23 protein-coding genes are annotated in these 23,309 nt (G+C 59.1%); 15 read left to right on the forward strand and 8 right to left on the reverse strand.

Annotated features, from left to right (window positions below; translation table 11 throughout):
- Positions 1-11: 11 nt before the first annotated feature.
- Positions 12-842 carry an AraC family transcriptional regulator gene (locus HMPREF9697_RS20535; RefSeq protein WP_081602556.1) on the reverse strand — a complete coding sequence of 277 codons (831 nt, stop codon included), beginning with the start codon at positions 840-842 and terminating at the stop codon, positions 12-14.
- On the opposite strand from HMPREF9697_RS20535, the gene HMPREF9697_RS14450 reads away from it, so the two are divergent.
- Positions 801-1,703 carry a cysteine hydrolase family protein gene (locus HMPREF9697_RS14450; RefSeq protein ID WP_115622197.1) on the forward strand — a complete coding sequence of 301 codons (903 nt, stop codon included), beginning with the start codon at positions 801-803 and terminating at the stop codon, positions 1,701-1,703. The two genes, HMPREF9697_RS20535 and HMPREF9697_RS14450, sit on opposite strands and share 42 nt — an antisense overlap.
- Positions 1,704-1,766: 63 nt before the next feature.
- On the opposite strand, the gene HMPREF9697_RS14455 is transcribed toward HMPREF9697_RS14450, so the two are convergent.
- Positions 1,767-2,252, reverse strand: a complete 486-nt coding sequence (locus HMPREF9697_RS14455; protein ID WP_002717980.1) for a MarR family winged helix-turn-helix transcriptional regulator — start codon at positions 2,250-2,252, stop codon at positions 1,767-1,769.
- 108 nt (positions 2,253-2,360) lie between these two features.
- Between HMPREF9697_RS14455 and HMPREF9697_RS14460 the strand changes: the two genes are divergently transcribed.
- The 7 genes from HMPREF9697_RS14460 to HMPREF9697_RS14490 all read left to right on the forward strand — a co-directional run bounded on the left by HMPREF9697_RS14460 (position 2,361) and on the right by HMPREF9697_RS14490 (position 8,727).
- Positions 2,361-4,148 carry a chloride channel protein gene (locus HMPREF9697_RS14460; protein ID WP_002717981.1) on the forward strand — a complete coding sequence of 596 codons (1,788 nt, stop codon included), beginning with the start codon at positions 2,361-2,363 and terminating at the stop codon, positions 4,146-4,148.
- 81 nt (positions 4,149-4,229) lie between these two features.
- Entirely contained in the window at positions 4,230-4,673 is a 444-nt protein-coding gene (locus HMPREF9697_RS14465; RefSeq protein ID WP_002717982.1) for a PAS domain S-box protein, read from the forward strand.
- A 120-nt stretch (positions 4,674-4,793) separates the two neighbouring features.
- Complete coding sequence (locus tag HMPREF9697_RS14470; RefSeq protein ID WP_002717983.1) at positions 4,794-5,489, forward strand: RNA polymerase sigma factor; 696 nt, start codon at positions 4,794-4,796, stop codon at positions 5,487-5,489.
- Between the two features lie 72 nt (positions 5,490-5,561).
- Complete coding sequence (gene folE, locus HMPREF9697_RS14475; protein ID WP_002717984.1) at positions 5,562-6,194, forward strand: GTP cyclohydrolase I FolE; 633 nt, start codon at positions 5,562-5,564, stop codon at positions 6,192-6,194.
- 15 nt (positions 6,195-6,209) lie between these two features.
- Positions 6,210-7,733, forward strand: a complete 1,524-nt coding sequence (locus HMPREF9697_RS14480; protein WP_002717985.1) for an FAD-dependent oxidoreductase — start codon at positions 6,210-6,212, stop codon at positions 7,731-7,733.
- Between the two features lie 128 nt (positions 7,734-7,861).
- Entirely contained in the window at positions 7,862-8,383 is a 522-nt protein-coding gene (locus HMPREF9697_RS14485; protein ID WP_002717986.1) for a DUF4142 domain-containing protein, read from the forward strand.
- A gap of 26 nt (positions 8,384-8,409) precedes the next feature.
- On the forward strand, positions 8,410-8,727 hold the full coding sequence (locus tag HMPREF9697_RS14490; protein ID WP_002717987.1) for a cupredoxin domain-containing protein: 318 nt from the start codon (positions 8,410-8,412) through the stop codon (positions 8,725-8,727).
- A gap of 6 nt (positions 8,728-8,733) precedes the next feature.
- Here the strand turns inward: HMPREF9697_RS14490 and HMPREF9697_RS14495 are convergent, their stop codons facing one another.
- Genes HMPREF9697_RS14495 through blh form a run of 6 tightly spaced genes read right to left on the reverse strand, consistent with a single transcriptional unit; the run spans position 8,734 to position 12,251 of the window.
- Positions 8,734-9,207 carry a group III truncated hemoglobin gene (locus tag HMPREF9697_RS14495; protein WP_002717988.1) on the reverse strand — a complete coding sequence of 158 codons (474 nt, stop codon included), beginning with the start codon at positions 9,205-9,207 and terminating at the stop codon, positions 8,734-8,736.
- Between the two features lie 51 nt (positions 9,208-9,258).
- Complete coding sequence (locus HMPREF9697_RS14500) at positions 9,259-9,732, reverse strand: redoxin family protein (RefSeq protein WP_002717989.1); 474 nt, start codon at positions 9,730-9,732, stop codon at positions 9,259-9,261.
- A 59-nt stretch (positions 9,733-9,791) separates the two neighbouring features.
- On the reverse strand, positions 9,792-10,226 hold the full coding sequence (locus HMPREF9697_RS14505) for a YeeE/YedE family protein (RefSeq protein WP_040307971.1): 435 nt from the start codon (positions 10,224-10,226) through the stop codon (positions 9,792-9,794).
- Complete coding sequence (locus tag HMPREF9697_RS14510; protein WP_002717991.1) at positions 10,217-10,624, reverse strand: YeeE/YedE family protein; 408 nt, start codon at positions 10,622-10,624, stop codon at positions 10,217-10,219. Before HMPREF9697_RS14510 ends, HMPREF9697_RS14505 begins: the two co-directional genes overlap by 10 nt.
- The gene (bigR, locus tag HMPREF9697_RS14515; protein WP_085947220.1) at positions 10,621-10,920 is read right to left on the reverse strand and encodes a sulfite-sensing transcriptional repressor BigR; all 300 of its coding nucleotides are present in this window, start codon (positions 10,918-10,920) and stop codon (positions 10,621-10,623) included. The genes HMPREF9697_RS14510 and bigR overlap by 4 nt, the downstream gene beginning before the upstream one ends.
- A gap of 38 nt (positions 10,921-10,958) precedes the next feature.
- Complete coding sequence (gene blh, locus HMPREF9697_RS14520; protein ID WP_002717993.1) at positions 10,959-12,251, reverse strand: bifunctional sulfur transferase/dioxygenase Blh; 1,293 nt, start codon at positions 12,249-12,251, stop codon at positions 10,959-10,961.
- A 469-nt stretch (positions 12,252-12,720) separates the two neighbouring features.
- Here blh and HMPREF9697_RS14525 point away from each other — a divergent pair, with 469 nt between their 5' ends.
- The 7 genes from HMPREF9697_RS14525 to HMPREF9697_RS14555 are packed head-to-tail and all read left to right on the forward strand — an operon-like array spanning position 12,721 to position 23,293.
- A complete protein-coding gene (locus HMPREF9697_RS14525) occupies positions 12,721-14,076 on the forward strand; it encodes a tyrosine-type recombinase/integrase (protein WP_002717994.1) in 1,356 nt (451 codons plus the stop codon).
- Positions 14,077-14,134: 58 nt separating this feature from the next.
- Positions 14,135-14,491 (forward strand): HigA family addiction module antitoxin, encoded by a 357-nt coding sequence (locus HMPREF9697_RS14530; RefSeq protein ID WP_244597766.1) that lies wholly within the window; start codon positions 14,135-14,137, stop codon positions 14,489-14,491.
- Complete coding sequence (locus HMPREF9697_RS14535) at positions 14,488-17,241, forward strand: class I SAM-dependent DNA methyltransferase (protein WP_002717996.1); 2,754 nt, start codon at positions 14,488-14,490, stop codon at positions 17,239-17,241. Before HMPREF9697_RS14530 ends, HMPREF9697_RS14535 begins: the two co-directional genes overlap by 4 nt.
- Entirely contained in the window at positions 17,238-18,014 is a 777-nt protein-coding gene (locus HMPREF9697_RS14540) for a hypothetical protein (RefSeq protein WP_002717997.1), read from the forward strand. Before HMPREF9697_RS14535 ends, HMPREF9697_RS14540 begins: the two co-directional genes overlap by 4 nt.
- Positions 18,011-20,071 (forward strand): DEAD/DEAH box helicase, encoded by a 2,061-nt coding sequence (locus HMPREF9697_RS14545; RefSeq protein WP_002717998.1) that lies wholly within the window; start codon positions 18,011-18,013, stop codon positions 20,069-20,071. Before HMPREF9697_RS14540 ends, HMPREF9697_RS14545 begins: the two co-directional genes overlap by 4 nt.
- Positions 20,064-21,290 carry a GIY-YIG nuclease family protein gene (locus HMPREF9697_RS14550; RefSeq protein ID WP_002717999.1) on the forward strand — a complete coding sequence of 409 codons (1,227 nt, stop codon included), beginning with the start codon at positions 20,064-20,066 and terminating at the stop codon, positions 21,288-21,290. The genes HMPREF9697_RS14545 and HMPREF9697_RS14550 overlap by 8 nt, the downstream gene beginning before the upstream one ends.
- Positions 21,287-23,293, forward strand: coding sequence for an ATP-binding protein (locus HMPREF9697_RS14555; protein ID WP_002718000.1), 2,007 nt, complete (start codon positions 21,287-21,289; stop codon positions 23,291-23,293). Before HMPREF9697_RS14550 ends, HMPREF9697_RS14555 begins: the two co-directional genes overlap by 4 nt.
- Positions 23,294-23,309 lie beyond the last annotated feature (16 nt).

A 23,309-nucleotide genomic window follows, 5' to 3' on the forward strand; every position in this document is an offset into this window, starting at 1 on the left:
AAATCCCGGTCTCAATGCTTCTTATCGAGATTGGCGATCTGTCCCGGCGTAATGCCGAAATTATGTGTGAATGCGGCAATGAAGGGTGTGGGACCGGCATACCCAAGATCGTAGGCCGCCGTTTTTACCGGCACGCCGAGTTGTAGCAGGCGAACCGCGGCTGCCATGCGAAGCTGCATTCTCCAAGCCCTCCAACTCATCCCTGTCGTGGTGACAACAATGCGAGACAGGGTGCGTTTGCTAACCCCATGTTCGCGAGCCCAATCGTTCAAATTTCGCGGATCGACCGGATCGCGGGCGAGTGCCGCGGTGATGGCGTCGAACAATGGATGTGCTCTGGGCAGAACGGCCGTCTGAGTCACCTGCCGTGCTGGGCGGAGCATCTGTTGGATTTCTGTTATGGCGGCCTTTAAAAAGTGCAACTGACTTTTTGCGGCCGTATCGTTGTCGCCCAGCCGCAATAATAATTCTCGTAAGAGAGAGGATATCTCCAGCGCGCCCGCCGTTGCAGGAAGTAATCGCGCGATGCGTGGCGCAAGATAAAGACTGTACGTGTTGCGGTCGCATCGTGCGCTTAATCGGTGCGGCAGATCGGGTGGAATCCAGATGCCGTTATCCGCCGACGCCATCCACACCCGTCCATCGACCGTGACTGTGACCAAGTCCCGGGGCGCGAATACGATTTGGCCGTGCGCATGCGCGTGCAGGCCAGGCGCTTGCTGATTGTCAAAATGAAAATGCAGACAGGCGGATTCCTGTGGCGAAAGGGAGTGGATTCGCTGCAGCGCTTCGTGTCCTGAATGATGAATGTCGCTTTTTATGGACTGAATGGCCTCTCGCATGGATTCACGGATCCTCTGCCGGTTTCGAAACGTGATTGGATTGCTCGCAATTCAAGGCAAACCAAATCACGGAGGAAACCAATGTCAAACGAATTTGATTTCAGTACCTCGCGGCGGACGGTTTTGAAGACATCGGCGGCAGCCACCGTTGCTGGTGTGGCGTTGGCGACCGGCCTGTCCGATTCCGCGAAGGCAAGTGAAAGCGGAGCTAAGCCGCGGGATTATGTGAGTCCGAATCGCGAGCGGTCGGTTCTGATTACGATCGATACCCAGAATGATTTCAGTCTCCACGGTGCCCCGGCCGAGATACCGGGCACAATGGCCGTGGTGCCCAATATCAAGCGTGGCCTCGAGGCCTTCAGGCGCAAAGGGTTGCCGATCATTCATGTCATCCGCCTTTACCAGCCCGACGGCTCGAATGTTGATGTCGCGCGGCGGAAGCTGCTGCAGGATGGCGCCAGGATCGTAAATCCCGGCACGGACGGCGCAGAACTTGTGTCCGATCTCAAGCGCTCGGCGTCAGACAGGCTTGATAGCGCTGCGTTGCTTGCAGGCCATTCCCAGCAGGTCGGTCCAAAGGAATGGGTGATCTACAAACCGCGATGGGGTGCGTTTTACGGAACGAATCTTGCCGATCAGCTTCGGGAACTCGGCGTCGATACAATCGCTCTCGCCGGTTGCAATTATCCGAATTGCCCTCGAACGACACTCTACGAGGCAAGCGAGCGCGATTTCCGCCTCATTATGCTGACGGACGCCGTGTCAGGGGTCTATGACAAGGGCTTGCAGGAGATGAAAGCAATTGGCGTTAATCTGATGACGACGGACGAGGCGACCAAATGGGTTAACGCCACCACTTAGTCGAAGCCAACGAGGCGGATGATCGAGCGCGGCGATATTACGCCGCGCTGAATGTCCCCTTTATCAGCTCAGCTGCTTCAGCAGCTTGATCATGGCCGGCGCGTTGCGGCGGATTTCAGCCATGTGGATGCCGGACAGCGCCTTGAGCGCGGCGTCAGCCTTTGGCGTTAGGCTCAGTAGAACGCGGCGGCGGTCTTCCTTGTCGGTCTTGCGCACCACGAGCTTCGCCCGCACCAGCCGGTCCACCAGTTCGACCGCGGTGTGGTGCTTGAGGTGGAGATGCTCGGCGAGGTCGCCGACCGTGACACCGCTCTCGTCCTCAAATCCGCGAATCGCCAGAATTGCCTGATGCTGCTTCGGGGTCAGGCCGCGATTCTGCGCCGCCTGCTCGCTGAAGTTGAGAAAATTCCGCAAGGACCGGCGGAACGAGGCCAATACCAGATAATCCTTGTCCTTAATGGCCACGCTGCGAGGCAGGGCTGATATGCGCTTTTGCGCCGTAACGCGAAGTTGCGCGGATTTTCCGGTTTTTGTCGTTGATTTAGCCATCCCTGACCCCGTTGCCTTCTATCGTATAGCGATATATTGACGTGACCCGTCGAAAGGCCATACCGCGCGCTTTCGGTAATTTCAATCCTATTTCGGATCCTTACGAATATGTCACGTTCTCCTACAGTGGCGCCGAGGCTTGGTGACTTCACCGCCGACAAGCGCGTGCTGGTTCTGGTCGCGATGGCGCTCATCGTTGGCAGTGGCGGTGCGGCGTCCGCCTGGCTGCTGCTGCACATGATCGCGCTCGTCACAAATCTGGTGTGGTTGCAAACGTTTAGCACGGCCAATCTGTCTCTTGCGGACCTCAAGCCTAGCCTCTGGATGGTGCTTGCACCCGGGCTGGGCGGCCTCATCATCGGCCTGATGGCGCGCTACGGATCGGAGAAGATTCGCGGTCACGGCATTCCGGAAGCGATCGAAGCCATCCTGATCGGCGGCAGTCGCATGCAGCCAAAGGTCGCAGTCTTGAAGCCGCTGTCGTCGGCGATTTCGATCGGCAGCGGCGGTCCGTTCGGCGCGGAAGGACCGATCATCATGACCGGCGGAGCGATCGGTTCGCTGTTCGCGCAATGTTTCCATATGAGCGCCGCCGAACGGAAGACGCTGCTGGTGGCGGGTGCGGCGGCCGGCATGACCGCGATTTTTGGAACACCGATCGCGGCGATGTTGCTGTCGGTCGAGCTGCTGCTGTTCGAGATGAAGCCGCGCAGCCTCATTCCGGTCATCACCGCCTGCGTGGTGTCTGCGGCCTGGCGCCCGTTCATCATCGGTGTAGGGCCGCTGTTTCCGTTCTCCGGCCATCTCGATCTGCCCTGGTGGGGCGTGTTCCTTTACATCGCGGTTGGTATTGTGGGCGGTCTGCAATCGGGTCTGCTCACGGCCTTGCTCTACAAGGCCGAAGATTTTTTCGAGCGGCTTCCGATTCACTGGATGTGGTGGCCGGCGATCGGTGGCCTGCTCGTTGGATTGGGCGGCCTGATCGAGCCGCGCGCGCTCGGTGTCGGCTACGATATCATTGCGGGCCTGTTGAACGACAAGATCGTCACCTCCCAAGTCTTGACGATTCTCATCGTCAAGTCCGTGATCTGGATCATTGCGCTGGCGTCTGGCACGTCTGGCGGCGTGCTGGCCCCGCTGCTGATTTTCGGCGGATGTCTGGCTTGGCTGGAAGGCCTGTTCTTGCCGGGCGATGCCGGTGCGTGGGCGTTGCTCGGAATGGCTGCGATGATGGGCGGCACCATGCGGTCGCCTCTGACCGGAATCATGTTTGCCGTGGAACTGACAGGCCATTTCGGTCTGCTCGAACCGCTCTTGGTCTGCACCGGCGCGGCCTATGCGCTGACCGTGCTGCTCCTGAAGCGTTCGATCCTGACGGAGAAGATTGCGCGACGCGGCCAGCATGTCGTGCGCGAGTACAGCATCGACCCGTTCGAACTGCTGCGCGTATCTGACGTCATGGTGAAAGACGTCGATACGCTGCCCGCGAGCATGCGCGTAGACGAGGCGGTTGCTTTCTTCTGCGGCGATACGCCGCCCCGCCACAAATCCTATCCGTTGATTGACGAAGACGGCAGCGTCGTCGGCGTCGTTGGCCGCCGCGATATTCTGAGCTGGCGCGCGGAAAATCCCGAAACCGACGAAACCCTGTTCGATTGCATCTCGGATTCAGCGGTGGTGATAGGTTATCCCGATGAACAGGTATCCGTGCTTGCCGACCGGATGGTGGCCACCGAAGCGGGCCGCGTGCCCATTGTGGATCGCACGAGCGGACGGCTGGTCGGTTTGATGACGCGTAAGGATCTGATGCGCACGCGCGGCAACGCGCTCTCGGCGGAAAGCGATCGGCTGTCATATTTCTTGCGCAGGCGGAAGCTGTCTGCGACAACAGGATAGCTGAGACGCCGCGACCGTAGACAAGATTGCCCGGCCTGATCGACGCCTTCGCGAGGTGGACATTGCATCAAGGGTATCGTCATGGATTTTCGCGCAGCACTCGGAGAGGCGATTCTCTCCTCGGAATCGGACGCCATCATCGCAACCGGCAAGGATGGCGCCATCACGTTCTGGAATCCGGGTGCGGTGCGGATTTTCGGGTTTGCCGAGAACGAGGCTGTCGGGCAGTCGCTCGACATCATCATTCCTGAAAATCTTCGTGCGCGGCATTGGGAAGGCTACGACAAGGTGATGGAAAGCGGGCAAAGCCGCTATTCCCATGGCGACCTTCTGGCAGTGCCGGCGCTGACGAAGGAAGGCACGCGCATTTCCGTTGAGTTCACCATGGTGGTGTTGCCCGGGCCGGACGGCAGACCTTCGGGCACTGCGGCGGTGCTGCGCGACGTGACCAAAAAATTCGAGGAAAATCGCGCGCTGCGCAAAAAACTCGCAGCAGCGCAGAACGCGGCGAGAGAAAATATCTAGCGGGTGCCGATACTTCGCCGGTTGAGAGGGATCGGCTCCGGCTCCCTGAACGCCGGGCCCGAAGTTTCTATGTAACCTTTTCCGTGTCGCTCCATCTAACAGGCAGCATGGAGAACAGGAATGACTGACTCTCACAGCCAGGCGCGGCGCCCCGCGCTGGACGAGACCGCAAGCGATGACGTGCTGGTGCGCGCCGCGCAGGGCGGCGACAGCCGCGCCTTTCGCGCGATTCTCACCAGATACAATCGCAGGCTTTACCGGATCGCGCGCGGCATCCTGCGCAACGACGCCGAGGCGGAAGACGCGGTGCAGGAAGCCTATATCAACGCCTTCACGCATCTCGCAGGTTTTCGTGGCGATTCAAGCCTTTCCACCTGGTTGTCGCGCATCGTCATGAACGAGGCGCTTGGCCGCCTGCGGTCTCGCCGTCTCATGGTGGACATCGCCGCAGTCGTCACGCCTGAACGGGAGGCCGAGATCGTGCAGTTTCCGAACACTGTTCGCACCGATCCCGAACGTACCATCGCCCAGCGCGAGCTGCTTCGTCTCGTCGAACGCGCGACTGACGAATTGCCGGATGTCTATCGCACCGTGTTCGTGACGCGGGTGATCGAGGGCATGAGCGTCGATGATACAGCCGAGTTGCTCGGCATCCGTACGGAAACGGTCAAGACGCGGCTGCATCGCGCGCGCAAGCTGGTCCGCGAGCATCTCGACCGCGAGATCGGCCCGGTGATGCTCGACGCCTTTCCTTTCGCGGGCAAGCGTTGCGAGCGCATGACCGAAAACGTCATGCAGCGCCTTCGCCTTGTCTGATCCGGAACCCTTGCCGGGTTCGTCCATTCATCACATGCAAACGCGGCGTCGATGCCGAAGGAGACGATCATTATGGTGTCCAACCTCAAGGTGCTTGAGCGTGAACGCGAGGCGGCTGTCGTTTCCGGGCGACCGGATCGCGCCGAAGTGGAGGACGCGTTCCGCACCATCATCCGTTGGACCGGCGATGATCCTGCGCGCGATGGCCTGATCGAGACTCCGAGCCGCGTTGCCCGCGCTTTCGAGGAGTTTTTCATCGGCTACAGCCAGAACCCGGTGACGGTGTTGCAAAAGACCTTCGAAGAGATCGAAGGCTATGATGAAATGATCACGCTGCGCGGCGTTCGCTTCGAGAGCCATTGCGAGCATCACATGGCCCCGATCGTCGGCAAGGCCTGGGTCGCTTACATTCCGAACGGCCGCGTCGTCGGCATCAGCAAGCTCGCCCGCGTGGTCGAGATCTACGCCAAGCGCCTGCAGATTCAGGAGAAGATGACGGCGCAGATCGCCAATACCATCAATGAGGTGCTCAGACCGCAGGGTGTTGCGGTGCTCATCAAGGCGCAGCACCATTGCATGACGACGCGCGGCATCCACAAGCCCGGCACCGATCTCGTGACCAGCCGGATGCTCGGCTGCTTCCGCGACAACCCGGCGACGCGACAGGAATTTCTGAGCATGACCACGGAGCGAGACCAGATCTGAACAGCGGAGGTCGCCATGCAGGACGATGCACTCAAGGGACCCGATCTCACCGGCGGCGTCGAACACGCGCAGTTCACCGACGGCAAATTGCTGGGGCATGTTGGCGATGACGAGGTTCTGCTGGTGCAATCCGGCACCGACGTTTTTGCGGTCGGCGCGCACTGCACGCACTATCACGGACCGTTGGCGGACGGGCTGGTTGTCGGCAACAGCATCCGCTGCCCATGGCATCACGCATGTTTCGATCTGCGAACTGGTGAGGCGACGCAGGCGCCCGCCTTTGATCCGATCGCGCGATACAAGGTGGAGCAGCGTGACGGCAAGATATTCGTCGGCGGCAAGATAGAATCCCGCCCGGCAAATCCGCACGCGCTGAACGAGGCACCGGACAAGATCGTGATCATCGGCGGAGGTGCTGCGGGCTTTGCGGCGGCCGAGATGCTGCGCCGGGAGCGTTTTGCGGGCGAGATAGTCATGCTGTCGAGCGAGGCCGCCGCCCCGGTCGACCGGCCCAATCTGTCGAAGGATTATCTTGCTGGCAGCGCGCAGGAAGACTGGATTCCGTTGCGCCCCGACGACTTCTATCGGGACATGAAAATCGACCTGCGTCTTGGTGTCGAAGTCACGTCCATTGACGTCACGGGCCATGCGGTTGTTTTGAAGGATGGTGCGCGGCTTGCCTATGACCGGCTGCTGCTGGCGACGGGCGCGGCGCCAAACCGGCTGTCCGTTCCCGGTGCGGATCGTCCGAATGTGCATGTGCTCCGCACGCTTCGGGACAGTAATGCGATCATTTCTAATGCAAAAGGCGCGCGCTGCGCGGTGGTGATCGGCGCGAGTTTTATCGGGCTTGAAGCCGCCGCCTCGCTGAGGGCGAGGGACATCGAGGTTCATGTCGTCGGGCCTGAGAAAATCCCGATGGAACGCGTTCTTGGTTCCGAGATGGGACAGTGTGTGCGCAGTCTGCACGAAGAGCATGGCGTGATCTTCCACCTTGAGGAAGGCGTGAACGCGATCGACGAGCGCGGTGTTGTGCTCAAAAGTGGCGAGGTGATAGCAGCCGATCTCATCGTGTGCGGCATCGGCGTCAGGCCGCGGATCGCGCTGGCGGAGAAGGCGGGGCTTGCGACCGACCGCGGTGTCGTTGTCGATCGCTATCTGCAGACGAGCGCGCCGGAAATCTATGCGGCGGGCGATATTGCCCGCTGGCCGGATCCGCATTCGGGCGAGAATATCCGCGTCGAGCACTGGGTGGTGGCTGAGCGCCAGGGGCAGGTCGCAGCCCGCAACATGCTGGGCGCGCGCGAGGTGTTCGACGCTGTTCCGTTCTTCTGGAGCCAGCATTACGATATCCCGATCAATTATGTTGGCCACGCCGAAAGATGGGACGACATCGTCGTGCACGGCGAGATCATGGCGCACGATTGCCTCCTCGAATACAGGCTCAACGGAAAGACGCTGGCGGTGGCCACGATCTTCCGTGATGGCGACAGCCTGAAGGCGGCTGCTGCGATGGAAGAAGGCCGTGCGCCGGTGTGAGGCGAAAGGTCGGCGAATAATCTTTGAATTTCTCGTAACCTTTTGCCGAGCGACTGCATCCAACAGACAGACGACTTCGAGCGTCGTCATCTGCCGTTATTCCACGGCGGCCACTGGAGCAGAGCATCATGTTGGTCAAAATCAGCGCGGCGCTAGCCGCTATTTGCCTTTTGGGTGCGCCGGCTTTCGCGCAAGGCACGAAGCTTACCGATCCGCAGATCGCCCATATCGCCTACACCGCGGGTGTCATCGACATCGCCGCCGCCAAGCAGGCGCTGTCGAAATCGAAGAACAAGGGAGTCATCGCCTTCGCCAACGACATGGTTCGCGACCATGAGGCGGTCAACAAGCAGGCACTCGATCTCGTCAACAAGCTTAAGGTCACGCCGGAAGACAACGACACCAGCCGTGCGCTCGCCAAGCAGGCAGCGGACAAGCAGGCCGAACTCGCAAAGCTGAGTGGAACTGCTTACGACAAGGCGTACGTCGCCAATGAAGTCGCTTTTCATAAAGCGGTCGATGGTGCGCTTGCCAAACAGCTGATCCCCTCATCGAGCAATGCCGAATTGAAAAGTCTTCTGGAAACGGGCCTCAAAATCTTCGAGGGCCACCTGCAGCATGCTGAGCACACGCTCGCTGATTTGAAATAAGCGCAACGGTCGAAAGGGGAGACAGCATGCTGTCGAGACACTACTGGTTCGCCCCTATGATTGTCGCGACCATGCTTGGCAGCGCTCCGGTGCATGCCGAGACGGTGCGCGTGACTATCAACAAGCTGGTGTTTTCACCGGCGGTGGTGAAGGCCAAGGTTGGCGACACCATCGAATGGGTCAACAACGACATCCTCGCCCACACCGCGACGGTAAAGGGCGATTGGGACGTCGTGATCCCGCCGAAGAAGTCGGCGACGCTGGTGATCAAGAAAGCGGGAGGGGTCGAATATTACTGTCGCTTTCATCCCAACATGAAAGCACGGATCGACGTCACGAACTGACGCCGATCAGGAAACGGAAGATTCGACCCGCTTGAAGCGGGCGCCCTTGGCCAGCATCACGCCGTTGGCGCCCGCGATCCCGAGTTCGAGGCTTTCGGCGATGCGCCGCGCGCGCTCCATGAAATGCTCGGCCGCGTTCGGCGTGCAGAGATCGTTCACGGTCGCTTCGAACAATTGTAGCCAGCGGTCGAAATGCTGCGCGTCCACCGGCAGCGGCAGATGCTTGCGCATCGGCTGGCCGTGATATTCCCCGCTCATCAGCGCGACCGAGGACCAGAACGCCTTCATCTGCCGCAGGTGAGGTCCCCAATCGGCAATGCGCGTGTTGAAGATTGGCCCGATCAGTTCATCGTCGCGGACGCGTGTGTAGAATTCATCGACGACGCGCGCGATCAGTTCCTCGTCGATCCCTGTTTCGGCGCGGATCGCGTTGGTAATCTGGGCGCGTCGTTCGGCCGCTGCCATGGCAGATTCGGACATGGTCCACCTTCAATCTAATGATGCATCCTATATGCATCTTTCTGTGGAAAATCAACCCACTGGCCCCGGTTCCGCCGTCAGCAAGGCGATGTCGGCGCCAACGCGCAGGTCGTCTTCCGCCCCTAGCGTGTGCTTGCGGATATGGCCCGTCTGGTCGATCAGCACGAGGCTCGGTGTTCCAGTCATGCCATAGGCCGCCATGGTCTGCGGGATCGGCGTGCCTTCGCTTGGCTGATCCACCGCGACCGGGAAATCGATCCGGTATTCATGCAGGAACGCCTCCAGCGCGACCGGCGTCATGGCGGCGTGATGCTCGAACACAGTATGAAGCCCGATCACGGCAACCTTGTCTGGAGAGAAGATGCTGGCAATGCGTTGGGCTTGCGGAATCCCGGCCTGAACGCAACCCGGACACAACATCTGAAACGCGTGCAGCACGACGACCCGGCCGCGCAGTTCCTTCAGCGTCAGCGGCGCGGCGACGTTGAACCATTGCGTGACTGCAAGCTCGGGAGCGAGGGTCATGGCGACATTCTCATCGATCGCCGAACATAACGCCGAACGCCGGGTCTGGCCACTCTCGGTTATTTTCTGGTCAGCACGTGGTCGTACAGCATCATGCCTGCAGCCATCGCTGCGGCGAAGATGAAGGAGGGCACAAGGCCGATCGATAGCGCCGCGACGGCAGGGCCGGGACATAGTCCGCCAAGTCCCCAACCCACGCCAAAAATGGCGGAGCCGAGAACAAGCGGCCGGTCGATGACCGTACGCGTTGGCAGATGAAACTGTTCGTCGAGCGCGGGCCGCGCCATGCGGCGCTGGATCGCGACGCCGGGAAGTGCGACCAGCAGCGCGCCTCCGAGCACGAAGGCGAGACTCGGATCCCAATGACCGCTTGCGACATCGAGAAAGCCGATCACGCGCGCCGGATCGACCATGCCCGACAGCGACAATCCGAAACCGAAGATCGCGCCTGCGGCGAGTGAAACGAGAAGACGAAGCAAGGCACTCATCGCCATGCACCCATAACGGTGGCGACGACGACACCCGTCGCCAGAAAAATGCATGTCGCCACGAGTGAGCGCTTCGAGAACCGCGCGAGACCGAGGATGCCATGACCCGACGTGCAGCCAGATCCCATCCGTGTGCCGATGCCGACGAGGAGACCTGCAACTACCAGAACCGGAGTGGATGCGACGATGGCCACCGGTGGCAGATGTCCGGTCGCGGCCGCATACAGCCACGGCCCGAGCAGAAGTCCCGCGAGGAAGGCGGCGTTGAGTCCGATCTGCTGGCCGTCAAGCAAGCGGCCGACGATGCCGCTGATGCCGGCGATCCTGCCGTTGACGATGAGCAACAGCATGGCGGACAGGCCGATCAGCATGCCGCCGGCGAGCGATGGCCAATAGGAGATCATCGCCGCTTTCCTTTCCGGCAGTAGATTGCGTGCAGGGCTTCGATCAGTTGCGCGGCTTTGGCCTCCGTCAGCCGATAGAAAATCTGCTTGGCTTCGCGACGCGTCTTCACCACGCCCGCATCGCGCAGGATGCCGAGCTGCTGCGACAGGCTCGGCTGATGAATGCCGAGCCGCTCCTCGAGCGCGCCGACGGAAAATTCGCCTTCGGCGAGCGCGCAAGCGAGCGCGAGCCGCCCGGGATGAGCAAGGGTTTTCAGAAGCGTCGCGGCTTCATTCGCATTGGCCACCATATCCATCGCGCGCGGAAAAGCCCGCGCCGCTGCACCTGGATGCCTCACCATGCCGCGCCCTCCAGCGCATCGAGTGGAAATTTGAGATAGCGTTTGCCGTTGGCTTCCGGCTCCGGCAGACGTCCGCCGCGAATATTGACCTGCAGAGCGTGCAGGATGAGCTTGGGCATCGGCAGTGTCTTGTCGCGCGCTTCGCGCAGACGAATGAAAGCAGACTCGTCGATGTCGGTGATGTGAGGGTTGCTGCGCTTCTGCTCGCCGACCGTGCTTTCCCAGCGGGCGTGGCGTCCGTGAGGCCGGTAATCGTGGCCGGTGAATAGACGCGTGTCGTCGGGCAGCGCCAGAATCCGCTGGATCGAAGTCCACAAGGTCTGCGCGCTACCGCCGGGAAAATCGGCGCGGGCCGTGCCGGAATCCGGCATGAACAGCGTGTCGTGCACGAAGGCGGCGTCGCCGATCACATAGGTGATCGAGGCTAACGTATGACCCGGCGAAAACAGAATGCGCCCTTCGAGCGTGCCGATGCGGAATGTGTCGCCATGGTTGAACAGCCGGTCCCATTGCGAGCCGTCGGTCTGCAGAGCGGGCCAGTTGTAGATGGCCTTCCAGAGCTTCTGCACGTCGGTGACATGCGCGCCGATCGCGGTCGGCGCGCCGGTTTTGCTCTTGAGATAATGCGCGGCGGAGAAGTGATCAGCGTGGGGATGCGTGTCGAGAATCCATTCGACGGAAAGGCCTTCGCTCTCGATATAGGCGAGCAGGGCATCGGCATTGGTCGTGCTGGTCGCGCCGGATTTTTCGTCGAAATCGTAGACGGGATCGATGATGGCGCAGCGTTTGGTGGCAAGGTCGGAGACAACATATTGGATGCTGCCGGTGCGCGCGTCGTAAAAGCCCTTCACCGCCGGTTTGTAGGCAGCGTCGCGTGCAAGCCAGCGCTCCGCGCCGGCGAGATCGAAGCCGCGCGTTTTCCCGAAAGCCTCGACGTCCTCACGCCGCATTCGCCCGTCGAGAACCTCGCCGAGAACATAGAGCGTCATCACGCGCGTGCCGCCCTTGCAATGAGCGTAAACCGGGCCGTCAGCCGCATTCACCGCCTGCTGAAACGCACGAATATCCGCTTCTGTGATCGTTGAGCCTGTGACCGGCACGAATGCGTAGCCGAGATTGGCGTTGGCCGCAGCGTCCCGCTCAGTGTCGTTGCCTGGCTGATGAGGCTCCTCGCCGTCCGGGCGAAGATTGATCAGGGCGGCATAGTCCTTCGCAAGATCGGAGATCGCGCCGATCTCCGGTTGGCTCGCGACCGTCAGGCGGTCGGTGATCTTGACGGCGCTCATGGGACCTCGCGAGGTTCATCAATATACAATATACTAAACTATATATTGTAAGGATGTGTGACGGCAAGGCCCGATGCCATCATTCCGGCGGGTGGGGCGTTTCGTCTCGCGCGGAAGGTGCCTTATTTTGCCCGCACATTCTGCGCGTCGGAAAAGGTGCCGCCGCTTGCTCTGGGAAGTAGGAACAGATGGCCACGGAAATATTATTTCCGGCCGGAAATTCTTGCTAAATCATTGATTTAACTGGCGCACCCGACACGATTCGAACGTGTGACCTTTGCCTTCGGAGCAATTTAACCTGCCCTTCGACGCTTTTCGATGGGTTTCGCTCCGATGCGCTATGTTACTGTAATAACTAAGCAAATTGAAAAACCGGCTCGTCCGGCGTACTCTCGGACACGCTCCGACTCGCGTCCGGCTGCTTACGTGGTGCTTACGCGAGAAGGGGAGTTTGGACGGGAGAATTCCCATGGCTAAGCTCACAAAGCGCCTCGTCGACGCTGCCGAGTCCCGCGAGAAAGACTACGTCATCTGGGATGACGAGCTACCAGGTTTCGGGCTCCGCGTCTTCGCTTCTGGCAAGCGCAGCTATGTCCTTCAATACCGGGCATTGGGTCGCTCGCGCCGCTACACCATCGGTTTGCATGGCGTCTGGACTGCCGAGAGTGCGCGACAGGAGGCGAAGGTTCAGTTGGGCCGTGTTGCCCAGGGCGACAACCCTGCCGAGGAACGCCAACTCGATCACAAGGCGATCACGGTCAAGGAGCTCTGCACGCTTTACGTCAACGACCTGAACGCAGGCCTTATCCTTGGGAAAGGCGGGCGGCCCAAGAAGCCGACAACCATCGTTACGGATACCGGACGCATCGAGAGGCACATCATCCCGCTCCTGGGTACGCGCCGCGTGAAGGACCTGACCAAGGCCGACATCAACAAGGTCCTGAAGGACATCATGGCCGGCAAGACGCGAGTGTCTGTCAAGACAAAGAAGCTGCGTGGCAAGGCCATCGTCCGTGGCGGCGCCGGAACGGCGACACGCACGGTCGGGCTCCTTGGGGGCATTCTCACCTACGCCGTCGAGGCCGGTATCATAGCGATCAATCCTGCCCATGGCCTGCGAAAGCCGAAGGACAACGTCCGCACCCGCCGGCTCACCGAAGCGGAATACCGGACGCTGGGCGAGATGCTGCGCACAGCCGAGAAGGAGGAGAAGTACGCGACGACGGTGGAGATCATTCGTCAGATCGCACTGACCGGCTGCCGCCGCAGCGAGATGATCGGGCTGATGTGGACCGAAGCGGATACCGATCGAAGCTGCCTACGGCTGGTCGACAGCAAGGAGGGAACGTCGGTCCGTCCTATCGGCTTGCCCGTTGTCGAGTTCCTCGAGGCACGTCGGGAGACAGCCTCCGGTTCATATGTCTTCCCCGGCTATGGCGACGACAATGCGTTCGGCAGTTTTCCGAACCATTGGGAGCAGGTCTTCAAGGGCTCGCCGCTCTCGGATGTCACGCCCCACGTCTTGCGACATAGTTTTGCGAGCATCGGCAACGATCTCGGCTTCACCGAGGTGACGATCGCGGCGCTGGTCGGCCACGCCAAAGGTTCCGTCACCAGCAAATACATCCACACGCTCGACACGGCCCTCATCATGGCTGCGGACACGATCGCTGGCTACATTGAGGGCCTGCTCGACGGGAAGGAATTCAAACAGACCGCATACGCGCTCGATCGCGATTCGCGAAAGGCCGCGCTTACGCGGTTCCTACAAAAGGCCGCCGGCGAGGAGATTACAGTTGCGGAAGGTGAGCGGCTTGCTGCCTAGTTGCGCAGCGCACTGAAGAGCTGACCATATTGATCCGCGGGACACATCCTATGCAGGCTTGTCGAGTGTCGATTATCACTATACGGTTGCCCGCTCAGGCAAACGCCAATCGATGGGGCCGATGCATCCAGGATCAGTGGTTCGGCAGGAATGCCTTGATAGGCACGGGCTCAGCGTAACCGACGCCGCGCGCGTCCTTGGCGTTGGTCGCCAGACCCTGAGCAACCTGCTCAACGCGCGTTCCGGCATCTCGCCTGAAATGGCCATCCGGTTAGAGAAGGCGTTCGGGACACCGGCCCGGGAGTGGCTGATGCGGCAGCTCGAGCACGAGTTGGCCGAGGCGATTCACAAGGCCGACAGCATAGAGGTGCAGCCCTTTCCTGGCACCCCGGACGAGATGCGGGGACGCTCATGAACGCGGTCGAAATTGAAGAAGCCATTTCCGCACTGGCGGAGCGACCCTTCGACGCCGAGGAGTTTCCCTACGCGTTTCTGGAGGCCTTCGGAAATAAGGAGACCACGCTCAAGCGCCTGCGCAAGGGCGAGTCCAACAAGTCCGATCTGGGCGGTGTACTTCAGACGAACAACATCCATATCGCGACCTGTAAGCCGGGTGACGTGACGCGTACGCTGGAAGCGTTGAAAGCGAGCCCAGCCACGGCGCGGGCGAAGGCGCGTTTCGTGTTGGCGACCGACGGCGACCTGTTCGAGGCGGAAGACCTCACCACCGACGACGCGCCGATCTCCTGCACCTATGCCGATTTCCCGAACCACTTCGGCTTCTTCCTCCCGCTGGCGGGGATCACCACGGTCAAGCAGGTCCGCGAAAGCTCGTTTGACATTCGCGCAACGAGCCGTCTGAACCGGCTCTACGTCGAGTTGCTGAAGGACAATCCCGAGTGGGGCACCGCGCAGCGCCGACACGACATGAACCACTTCATGGCGCGGTTGATCTTCTGCTTCTTCGCGGAGGACACTGAGATATTCAACGGCACTCGCGCCTTCACGTCGGCCGTTGAGACGATGACCGCGAAGGATTCGGCCAACACGCATGAGGTGATCAGCACGCTATTTCGAGCGATGAACACCAAGATGGAGGAGCGCGCCGCCGCCGGCGTTCCGCGCTGGGCCGAGGGCTTTCCCTATGTGAACGGCGGACTGTTTTCCGGCAGCACCGATGTGCCGCGCTTCAGCCGCATCGCGCGATCATACCTGCTGCACATCGGCAGCCTCGATTGGAAGAAGATCAACCCGGACATCTTCGGGTCGATGATCCAGGCGGTGGCCGATGATGACGAGCGCGGCACGCTCGGCATGCACTACACCAGTGTTCCGAACATTTTGAAGGTGCTGAATCCGCTCTTTCTGGATGATCTCCGTGAGAAGCTCGATGAAGCTGGCGAGAATGGGCGCATGTTGCTCAACTTGCGCAAGCGCATGTCTAAGATCCGCGTGTTCGATCCGGCCTGCGGTTCGGGCAATTTCCTTGTCATCGCCTACAAGGAGATGCGGGCTATCGAGGCGGAGATTAGTCGCCGCCGCGATGAGGCCGATCGGCGCACAGAAATTCCGCTGACCAACTTTCGCGGGATCGAACTGCGCGATTTTCCGGCCGAGATCGCGCGCTTGGCGCTCATTATCGCCGAATACCAGTGCGATGTGCTCTATCGCGGCCAGAAAGAGGCCTTGCGAGATTTCCTGCCGCTTGATGCGCAGAACTGGATCACCTGCGGCAACGCCCTGCGGCTCGATTGGCTGAGCATCTGCCCGCCGACAGGAACGGGCGTGAGGCACCACGCCGACGATTTGTTTCACACGCCGCTCAATCAGGCGCAGATCGATTTCGAGAATGAGGGCGGCGAGACTTACATTTGCGGAAATCCGCCGTACATCGGCGGAAAGAAACAAAGTGCTGAACAGAAAAGCGACCTCGCGGCCATTTTTTCCGGAGGGCAGCATAAAAACTTAGATTACGTATGCGGGTTCTTTGTGAAAGCTTGCAGATTCATAGATTCTTTTGACAAGGCTGCATTAGTTACTACTAATTCGATCAATCAAGGCACCCATGTCCCCGTGCTCTGGCCAGAGGTTTTCCGAGCCAATTGCGAGCTGGAGTTTGCATACGCGCCATTCAAATGGGCGAACAACGCGGCGAATAACGCCGGCGTTTCCTGCACAATTTTGGGTCTGAGAGTACGTAAGCCAGGCTCCAAATACATATACAACGGAAATACCCGGCGCGAAGTGTCCAATATCAGTCCTTATCTCGTCGAGGGACCGGATCGGATCGTGCAGTCGGAAACGAAGCCAATTTCTGGTCTCTCCAAGATGATCACTGGCAACGCTGCATATGACGGCGGCCACCTTTTTCTTGATAGCCGCGAGGCCCAAGCACTTCGAGGCAGCTTCCAAGAAATTAGCGGTAATATCCGATCTGTCTTGGGCACGTCGGAGTTCATTGACGGCATTTTGCGGTTTTGCCTTTGGTTTAACGACGACGAACTCGACTTCGCGGCCTCGCATCCTGCCGTGGCTCCTCGCATTGCATCTGTGCGCTCCTATCGCGAGACTGGTGGCGATGTCGCTAGGACATTAATTTCTCGTCCTCACCAATTCAGGTATCGGCACGAAGCAAAGCACTGCCAAATACTTGTACCACAGGTATCATCGGAGCGCCGGGAGTACTTGCCAGTTGGGTATCTGAGCAGTGACGCCATAATAACACATCTCGGTCACGCAATTTACGATCCCACGCTAGTCGATCTGTCCGTGCTGAGTTCAAAGCTCCATTTGACGTGGGTCTCGACGATATGCGGCAAGCTGGAAACGCGCCTGCGCTATGCTAGCAATCTGGGTTGGAATACGTTTCCGCTACCGATATTGACTGATAAGAACAAAGTTGATCTCACTCGCTGCGCCGAAAATATCCTTTTGGCCCGAGAGGCATATTTCCCAGCGACGATCGCCGAGCTTTATGATCCAGCGACCATGCCGGACGACCTCCGTGCAGCTCACGACCGTAACGACGAGGTACTCGAGCGCATCTATATCGGTCGTCGATTTAAGAACGACACCGAACGACTCGAAAGGTTGTTCGACCTTTACATCAAAATGACGACAGGATCGAGCAAGGCAACCAGAACCCCTGTGGCGGCAACATCATGAACGACTATGTGTTGTTTCAGATGTGGGGTCCATTTCGGCAGTCTCTGATTGCCAGCCACCTCTTCTATGTCGAACAGGCGAAAAGGCGCTTACTTTCGCAGTTTGAAGACATCGAGGCCGAAGCCGACAAGGCTGCCGAAGAATGGCTTCAGCGGAGCAGCGGACGTTTTGATCCTGATCGGCATGACGCCGGAGACTTCTACGAAGCTGCCAACGACGCCGGCATCGAGTTCTATACCCTTTTAAGTGATATGCGTGACCAGACCCGCCTGAGCGTCGTCGCGGGCATGTTCCATGAATGGGACAAGCAACTGCGCGATTGGCTAGTTCGAGAAGTGCAGCATTGGCACCAAGGGAACGTCGCGGCGCAGAAAGTATGGTCGGCTGATTTCGTGCAGATCGCGGAATTGTTGGCGAGCGTTGGTTGGGAGATCCGTTGCACGGACTACTTCCAAATGCTTGATGCGGCCCGTCTCGTTGTTAACGTCTATAAGCACGGTAAGGGAAAGTCACTTGAGGATCTCAAGCAAAAGTATCCTGACTACCTCGATGACCCGTTTCGTGGCGCTGCATTCTCAAGCGTGGAGCATCGCGACCACACGCATCTAAAGGTAAGTGACGAGCAATTTCAGGCATTTTCAGATGCGATCGTCGCGTTCTGGCAAGCGGTGCCAGAGAACATATTCGAGTCAAAGGTCAATGACGTGCCCGATTGGTTTGGCAAGGCCATCCTGAAAGACCGCACCGGCCACAACCAGGCGAGCAAACAATGATCGACAACACGCCAAAGTCAGTCCCCTCCGTTTCGGTTAAATATGCCAGCAACGGCAGTTCAACCAAGGCCAACGAGTTCGGCATGCGGCCGATGCAGGAGCGCGCATTCGAGAAGCGTGGCGAGCAATATCTGCTAATTAAGTCGCCGCCAGCCTCGGGCAAGAGCCGCGCGTTGATGTTTATCGCGCTCGACAAGCTGACCAATCAGAGCGTCAAGCAGGCCATCATCGTCGTGCCGGAAAGGTCCATCGGCTCTAGCTTTCATGACGAGCCGCTGAGCAAGCACGGCTTCTGGGCGGACTGGCACGTTGAGCCGATGTGGAATCTCTGTGACGCGCCCGGAAACGACAATGGTGGCAAGGTCAATTCGCTCGGCGCGTTCTTTGAAAGCGACGATAAGGTGCTGGTCTGCACTCATGCGACCTTCCGGTTCGCCGTCGACAAATTCGGGGTTGAAGCTTTCGACGACCGGTTGATCGCGGTGGACGAGTTCCACCACGTCTCGGCCAATCCCGACAACAAGCTCGGCCTGCATCTGGGCGATTTCATCACCCGCGACCGCGTCCATATCGTCGCGATGACCGGCTCCTATTTCCGGGGCGACGCCGAGGCGGTGCTGGCGCCGCAGGACGAAGGCAAGTTCGAGAGTGTCACCTACACATATTACGAGCAGCTCAATGGCTATCAATATCTGAAGCAGCTCGACATCGGCTATTTCTTCTATTCGAATTCCTACGCCGACGACATTCTGAAGGTTCTGAACCCAGCCGAGAAGACGATCATCCACATCCCTAACGTCAATTCGCGCGAGAGCACGAAGGACAAGATCAAGGAGGTGGAGCACATCATCGAGGAGCTGGGCGCCTGGCAAGGGACCGATCCGGCCACCGGATTCCAACTTGTCAAGACTCCGGAAGGCCAGATCCTGCGTATTGCCGATCTGGTCGATGACGATCCAGCCAAGCGGGATCACGTATCCGCCGCGCTGAAAGATCCTACGCAGAAGAACAACCGCGATCACGTCGACATCATCATCGCGCTGGGCATGGCGAAGGAGGGCTTCGACTGGATCTGGTGCGAACATGCGCTGACGGTTGGCTACCGCTCCAGCCTGACCGAGATCGTGCAGATCATCGGTCGCGCCACCCGTGATGCACCGGGCAAAACCCGCGCGCGCTTCTCAAACCTGATTGCCGAGCCTGCCGCCGCCGACGACATCGTGACCGAAGCGGTGAACGACACGCTGAAAGCGATCGCGGCGAGTCTGCTGATGGAGCAGGTTTTGGCCCCTCGCTTCGAGTTCAAGCCGAAGAATCCGCAAAACGAGCCGACGCCGGGCTTTGACTATGGCCAGGGTGGCTACGATCCGAGTAAGTGCAACGTCGGCTTCAACGAGGAATCCGGCAAGTTCCAGATCGAGATCAAAGGCCTCGCGACGCCAAAGAGCGAGGAGGCGACGCAAATCTGCCAAGAGGACCTGAACGAAGTGATCGCGGCCTTCGTGCAAGACAAGACGGCGATCGAACGTGGTCTCTTCGACGAGGAACTCGTCCCCGAGGAACTGACCCAGGTCCGCATGGGTAAGATCATCAAGGACAAGTTCCCACACCTCGACGCAGAGGATCAAGAAGCCGTGCGTCAGCATGCTGTGGCGGCGTTGAATCTGACCCAGAAGGCGAAGGAAGTCGCGGCGGGCAGCTCGCTCGGCGAGGAGAGCGCGAATACCGCCTTTGTCGATGGCGTGCGCAAGTTCGCGATGGACGTGCGGGAGTTGGACATCGACTTGATCGACCGGGTCAATCCATTCGGCGAAGCCTATGCCATCCTCGCCAAGACGATGAGCGAGGAAAGCCTGAAACAGGTTGCCGCGGCGATTGCCGCCAAGCGCACCAGCCTGACGCCCGAGGAGGCGAAGGTGATCGCGAAACGTGCCGTTGAGTTCAAGCGGGAGCGCGGGCGTCTGCCGTCGATCAGCTCGGCCGACGCCTGGGAAAAGCACCTGGCAGAAGGCGCTGCCGCGTTTGTCCGTTTCAAGGATGAGGGCCGCTATGATTGATCTCGACCTTGATGAGCTGCGTTCGGAGCTCGACGATTTCGCGCAACCGGAAAAGAAGGGCGGTCGTTCGCCTCGCGAGGAGCGCATCATCGCGGGCTTTGAGGAGATTCAGCGCTTTGTCGAGAAAAACGGCCACGCTCCGCGCCACGGCGAGGATGGCGATATATTCGAACGGCTTTATGCTGTGCGGCTCGACCGACTGCGCGCGCTCGAAGAATGCCGGTCCCTTCTCACACAGTTTGATCACCAGGGACTGATTACATGTGCGCCCATAGCGTCGTCTGGCCCGCCTGCTGACTCGATGGATGAGGAAGAGCTGCTCGCCGAACTGAAGGGCGCGGCCGGTTCATCCGACATCACCAAGCTGCGCCATGTGCGCACCAGTGCTGAGAAGCGCGAGGCCGAAGAAATCGCGAGTCGCGAGAAATGCGCGGATTTCGAGAGATTCAAGCCCCTATTCCTACAGGTGCAGGCCGATCTTGAGAGCGGGCGCCGGACCACAAGACCCTTCGTCAAGGATGCGGGTTTCCTGAAAGCCGACATTCAGGCCGGGCAATTCTTCATCCTTGGCGGCCAGACCGCTTATGTGGCGGAGGTTGGAGAACTGATAAAGGCGCCAAATGGCGAAACCGACGCGCGGCTCCGGGTGATCTATTCCAATAGCACCGAGAGCGACCTGCTGCTGCGATCGCTGCAGCGCGCCCTCTACAAGGATGACGCTGGTCGACGTATTACCGAGCCAAGCGCCGGCCCGCTATTCGACGAGCAGACTGGCGATGGTGATCAGGCCAGCGGCACGATCTACGTGTTGCGGAGCAAGTCCGACCACCCTCTGGTCGCAGCGAACCGCGAAATCCTGCACAAGATCGGCGTGACGGGTGGTAGCGTCGAACGGCGCATCGCTAACGCTCGGCTCGATCCAACCTACCTCATGGCGGATGTCGAGATCGTTGCGACTTACGAACTCTACAATATCAACCGGGCCAAGCTCGAATTCTTGATTCACAGGGTCTTTGGCGGGGCGCGCCTTGACGTCGAGATCATGGATCGCCTCGGTCGACCGATCGTGCCGAAGGAATGGTTTCTAGTGCCCTTGTTCGCCATCGATGAGGCGGTAAACCGGATCAAGGACGGCACGATCACCGATTACGTCTATAACCCGAATACCGCCCGGCTCGTAGAACACGGCGCGCAACCACCGCTGGGAAAATTGACATGAGCAATGTCAACGTCAGGCGGTTGGTCGAGAACATCCGTTCCGGCACCAATATCTATACGCCGCTTGTCGAAATCGTCGTAAATGCGATTCAGGCTATCGACGCGAAGGGCATACCGAATGGACTGGTAGAAATCGAAGTCCTTCGAAACGGGCAGGCCGACGTACTCGACCGCCTTGATGACGTTGATGGCTTCGTTGTCAAGGACAACGGCATAGGCTTCACAAAGAGCAACCGTGACGCCTTCGACACCCTCTACACCGAACAAAAGATTGCGGACGGCGGCAAAGGATTTGGACGCTTCACCTGTCTGAAATACTTCGACCAGGTGAAAGTATCCAGCACCTTCGCCCAAGGTGATGCCTTCCGTGATCGCGTCTTCAAGATGGGTTTGGATAAGGACATCATCGTTGATGAAAAGGAAAGCGCGTCCGATGCGCACGCGACGGGCGCAACCGTTGAGATTTCCGGCATCAAGTCAGTAAGATTTCCCGACAAGAAACTGGAAACGATCAGCCGGGTCATCGTGGAGCGGTTGCTGCCCTATTTCGTAGATAAGGAGCGGGTCTGCCCGCGCGTCGTGATCCGAGACGCGAATAAGCCGACCGATTCTATCTCCCTCAATGACTATCTGGGCAAGGCAAACAGCCAAATCGTCGAAATGAAGGTGGGCGAAGGCACGTTTTCTTTATCGGCGAATGAAGATGAAAAGTCCTTTCAGGTCCGCGTGTTCAAATTCTTCGCGCCACGAACGGCGAAGAGCAAGGTGAGTCTTGTCGCGCACCGGCGAGAAGTGACGGACAATCCGCTCGAATCATACATTCCCGAATTCGCGGAAGAGTTTTTCGAGCCGGGGCCGGATCAGGATTTGGCTAAGGGGCGCAACTTCGTCATCAAAGCCTATGTGTTCGGCGACTATCTGAACGACAACGTGTCCCTCGAACGGGGCGAGTTTCGCTTTCAAACCGACACCGACCTTTTGAACGGCATATCTCAGAATGACATCGAACAAAAAGCCGCCGAGCTCGTGCAGTCGGTGGTGGGCGCGGAGATCGCCGCAAGGAAGAGGCGCAAGGAAGTGCGCATCTCCGAGTACGTAACCAATGACGCGCCCTGGCATCGCATCCTTGCAAAAGAGGTGGATTTCAGCGTCCTACCCATGAGGCCGTCAAATCAAGACATCGAGCTTCATCTACAAAAGAAGAAATATGAGAAGGAGGTGGCGACACGAACGCAGGTCACGGCGCTACTGAACTCGAAGAACCCGGATGAGCTTGGTGAGAAGATCTCGCAGTTGATCGAGAGTATTTCCGATAGTAGCAAGAACGACCTGATTCACTACGTCTCCATGCGAAAGTGCGTTCTGGACCTGTTTTCCAAGTCACTAGAAATCGGAGCCGACGGAAAACACAAATCCGAAGGCGAGGTGCATGACGTCATCATGCCGCGCAAAAAAGACTCTGAGGAACTGAACTATGATGCGCACAATCTTTGGATTCTGGATGAGCGACTGAATTTTACGTCCTACGTTTCGTCTGACAAACCCCTTAAATCAGCGAAGGGGGACCGCACGGACCTAACTATCTATAATCGCCGCGTGGCGTATCGGGGGGACAATGAGTCCAGTAACCCCATTACGATTTTCGAATTCAAGAAGCCCCAACGAGACGATTTTGCCGATCCATCCTCCAAGGAAGATCCGGTTCAGCAGATCATCCGTTACGTCAATCAAATCAGGGAGGGCAAGTTCAAGACCCCGACCGGCCGTGACATCCTGGTCAACGACACAACGCCCTTCTACGGCTATGTCGTCTGTGATCTGACCAAGAAGGTCAAGGGCTGGCTCCAAAAGGAGAAGAACTTTACCCCTATGCCCGATGGCCTGGGATGGTTCAACTGGTTCGGCAACATCAGCCTCTATATGGAAGTGGTTAGCTGGACGAAGCTGCTCCGTGACGCGGAAATGCGGAACAAGATATTTTTCAATAAACTCGGCATAGATTGAACGGGTCACGACCGAC

It is taken from the genome of Afipia felis ATCC 53690 (assembly GCF_000314735.2).
Classification (GTDB): Bacteria; Pseudomonadota; Alphaproteobacteria; order Rhizobiales; family Xanthobacteraceae; genus Afipia; species Afipia felis.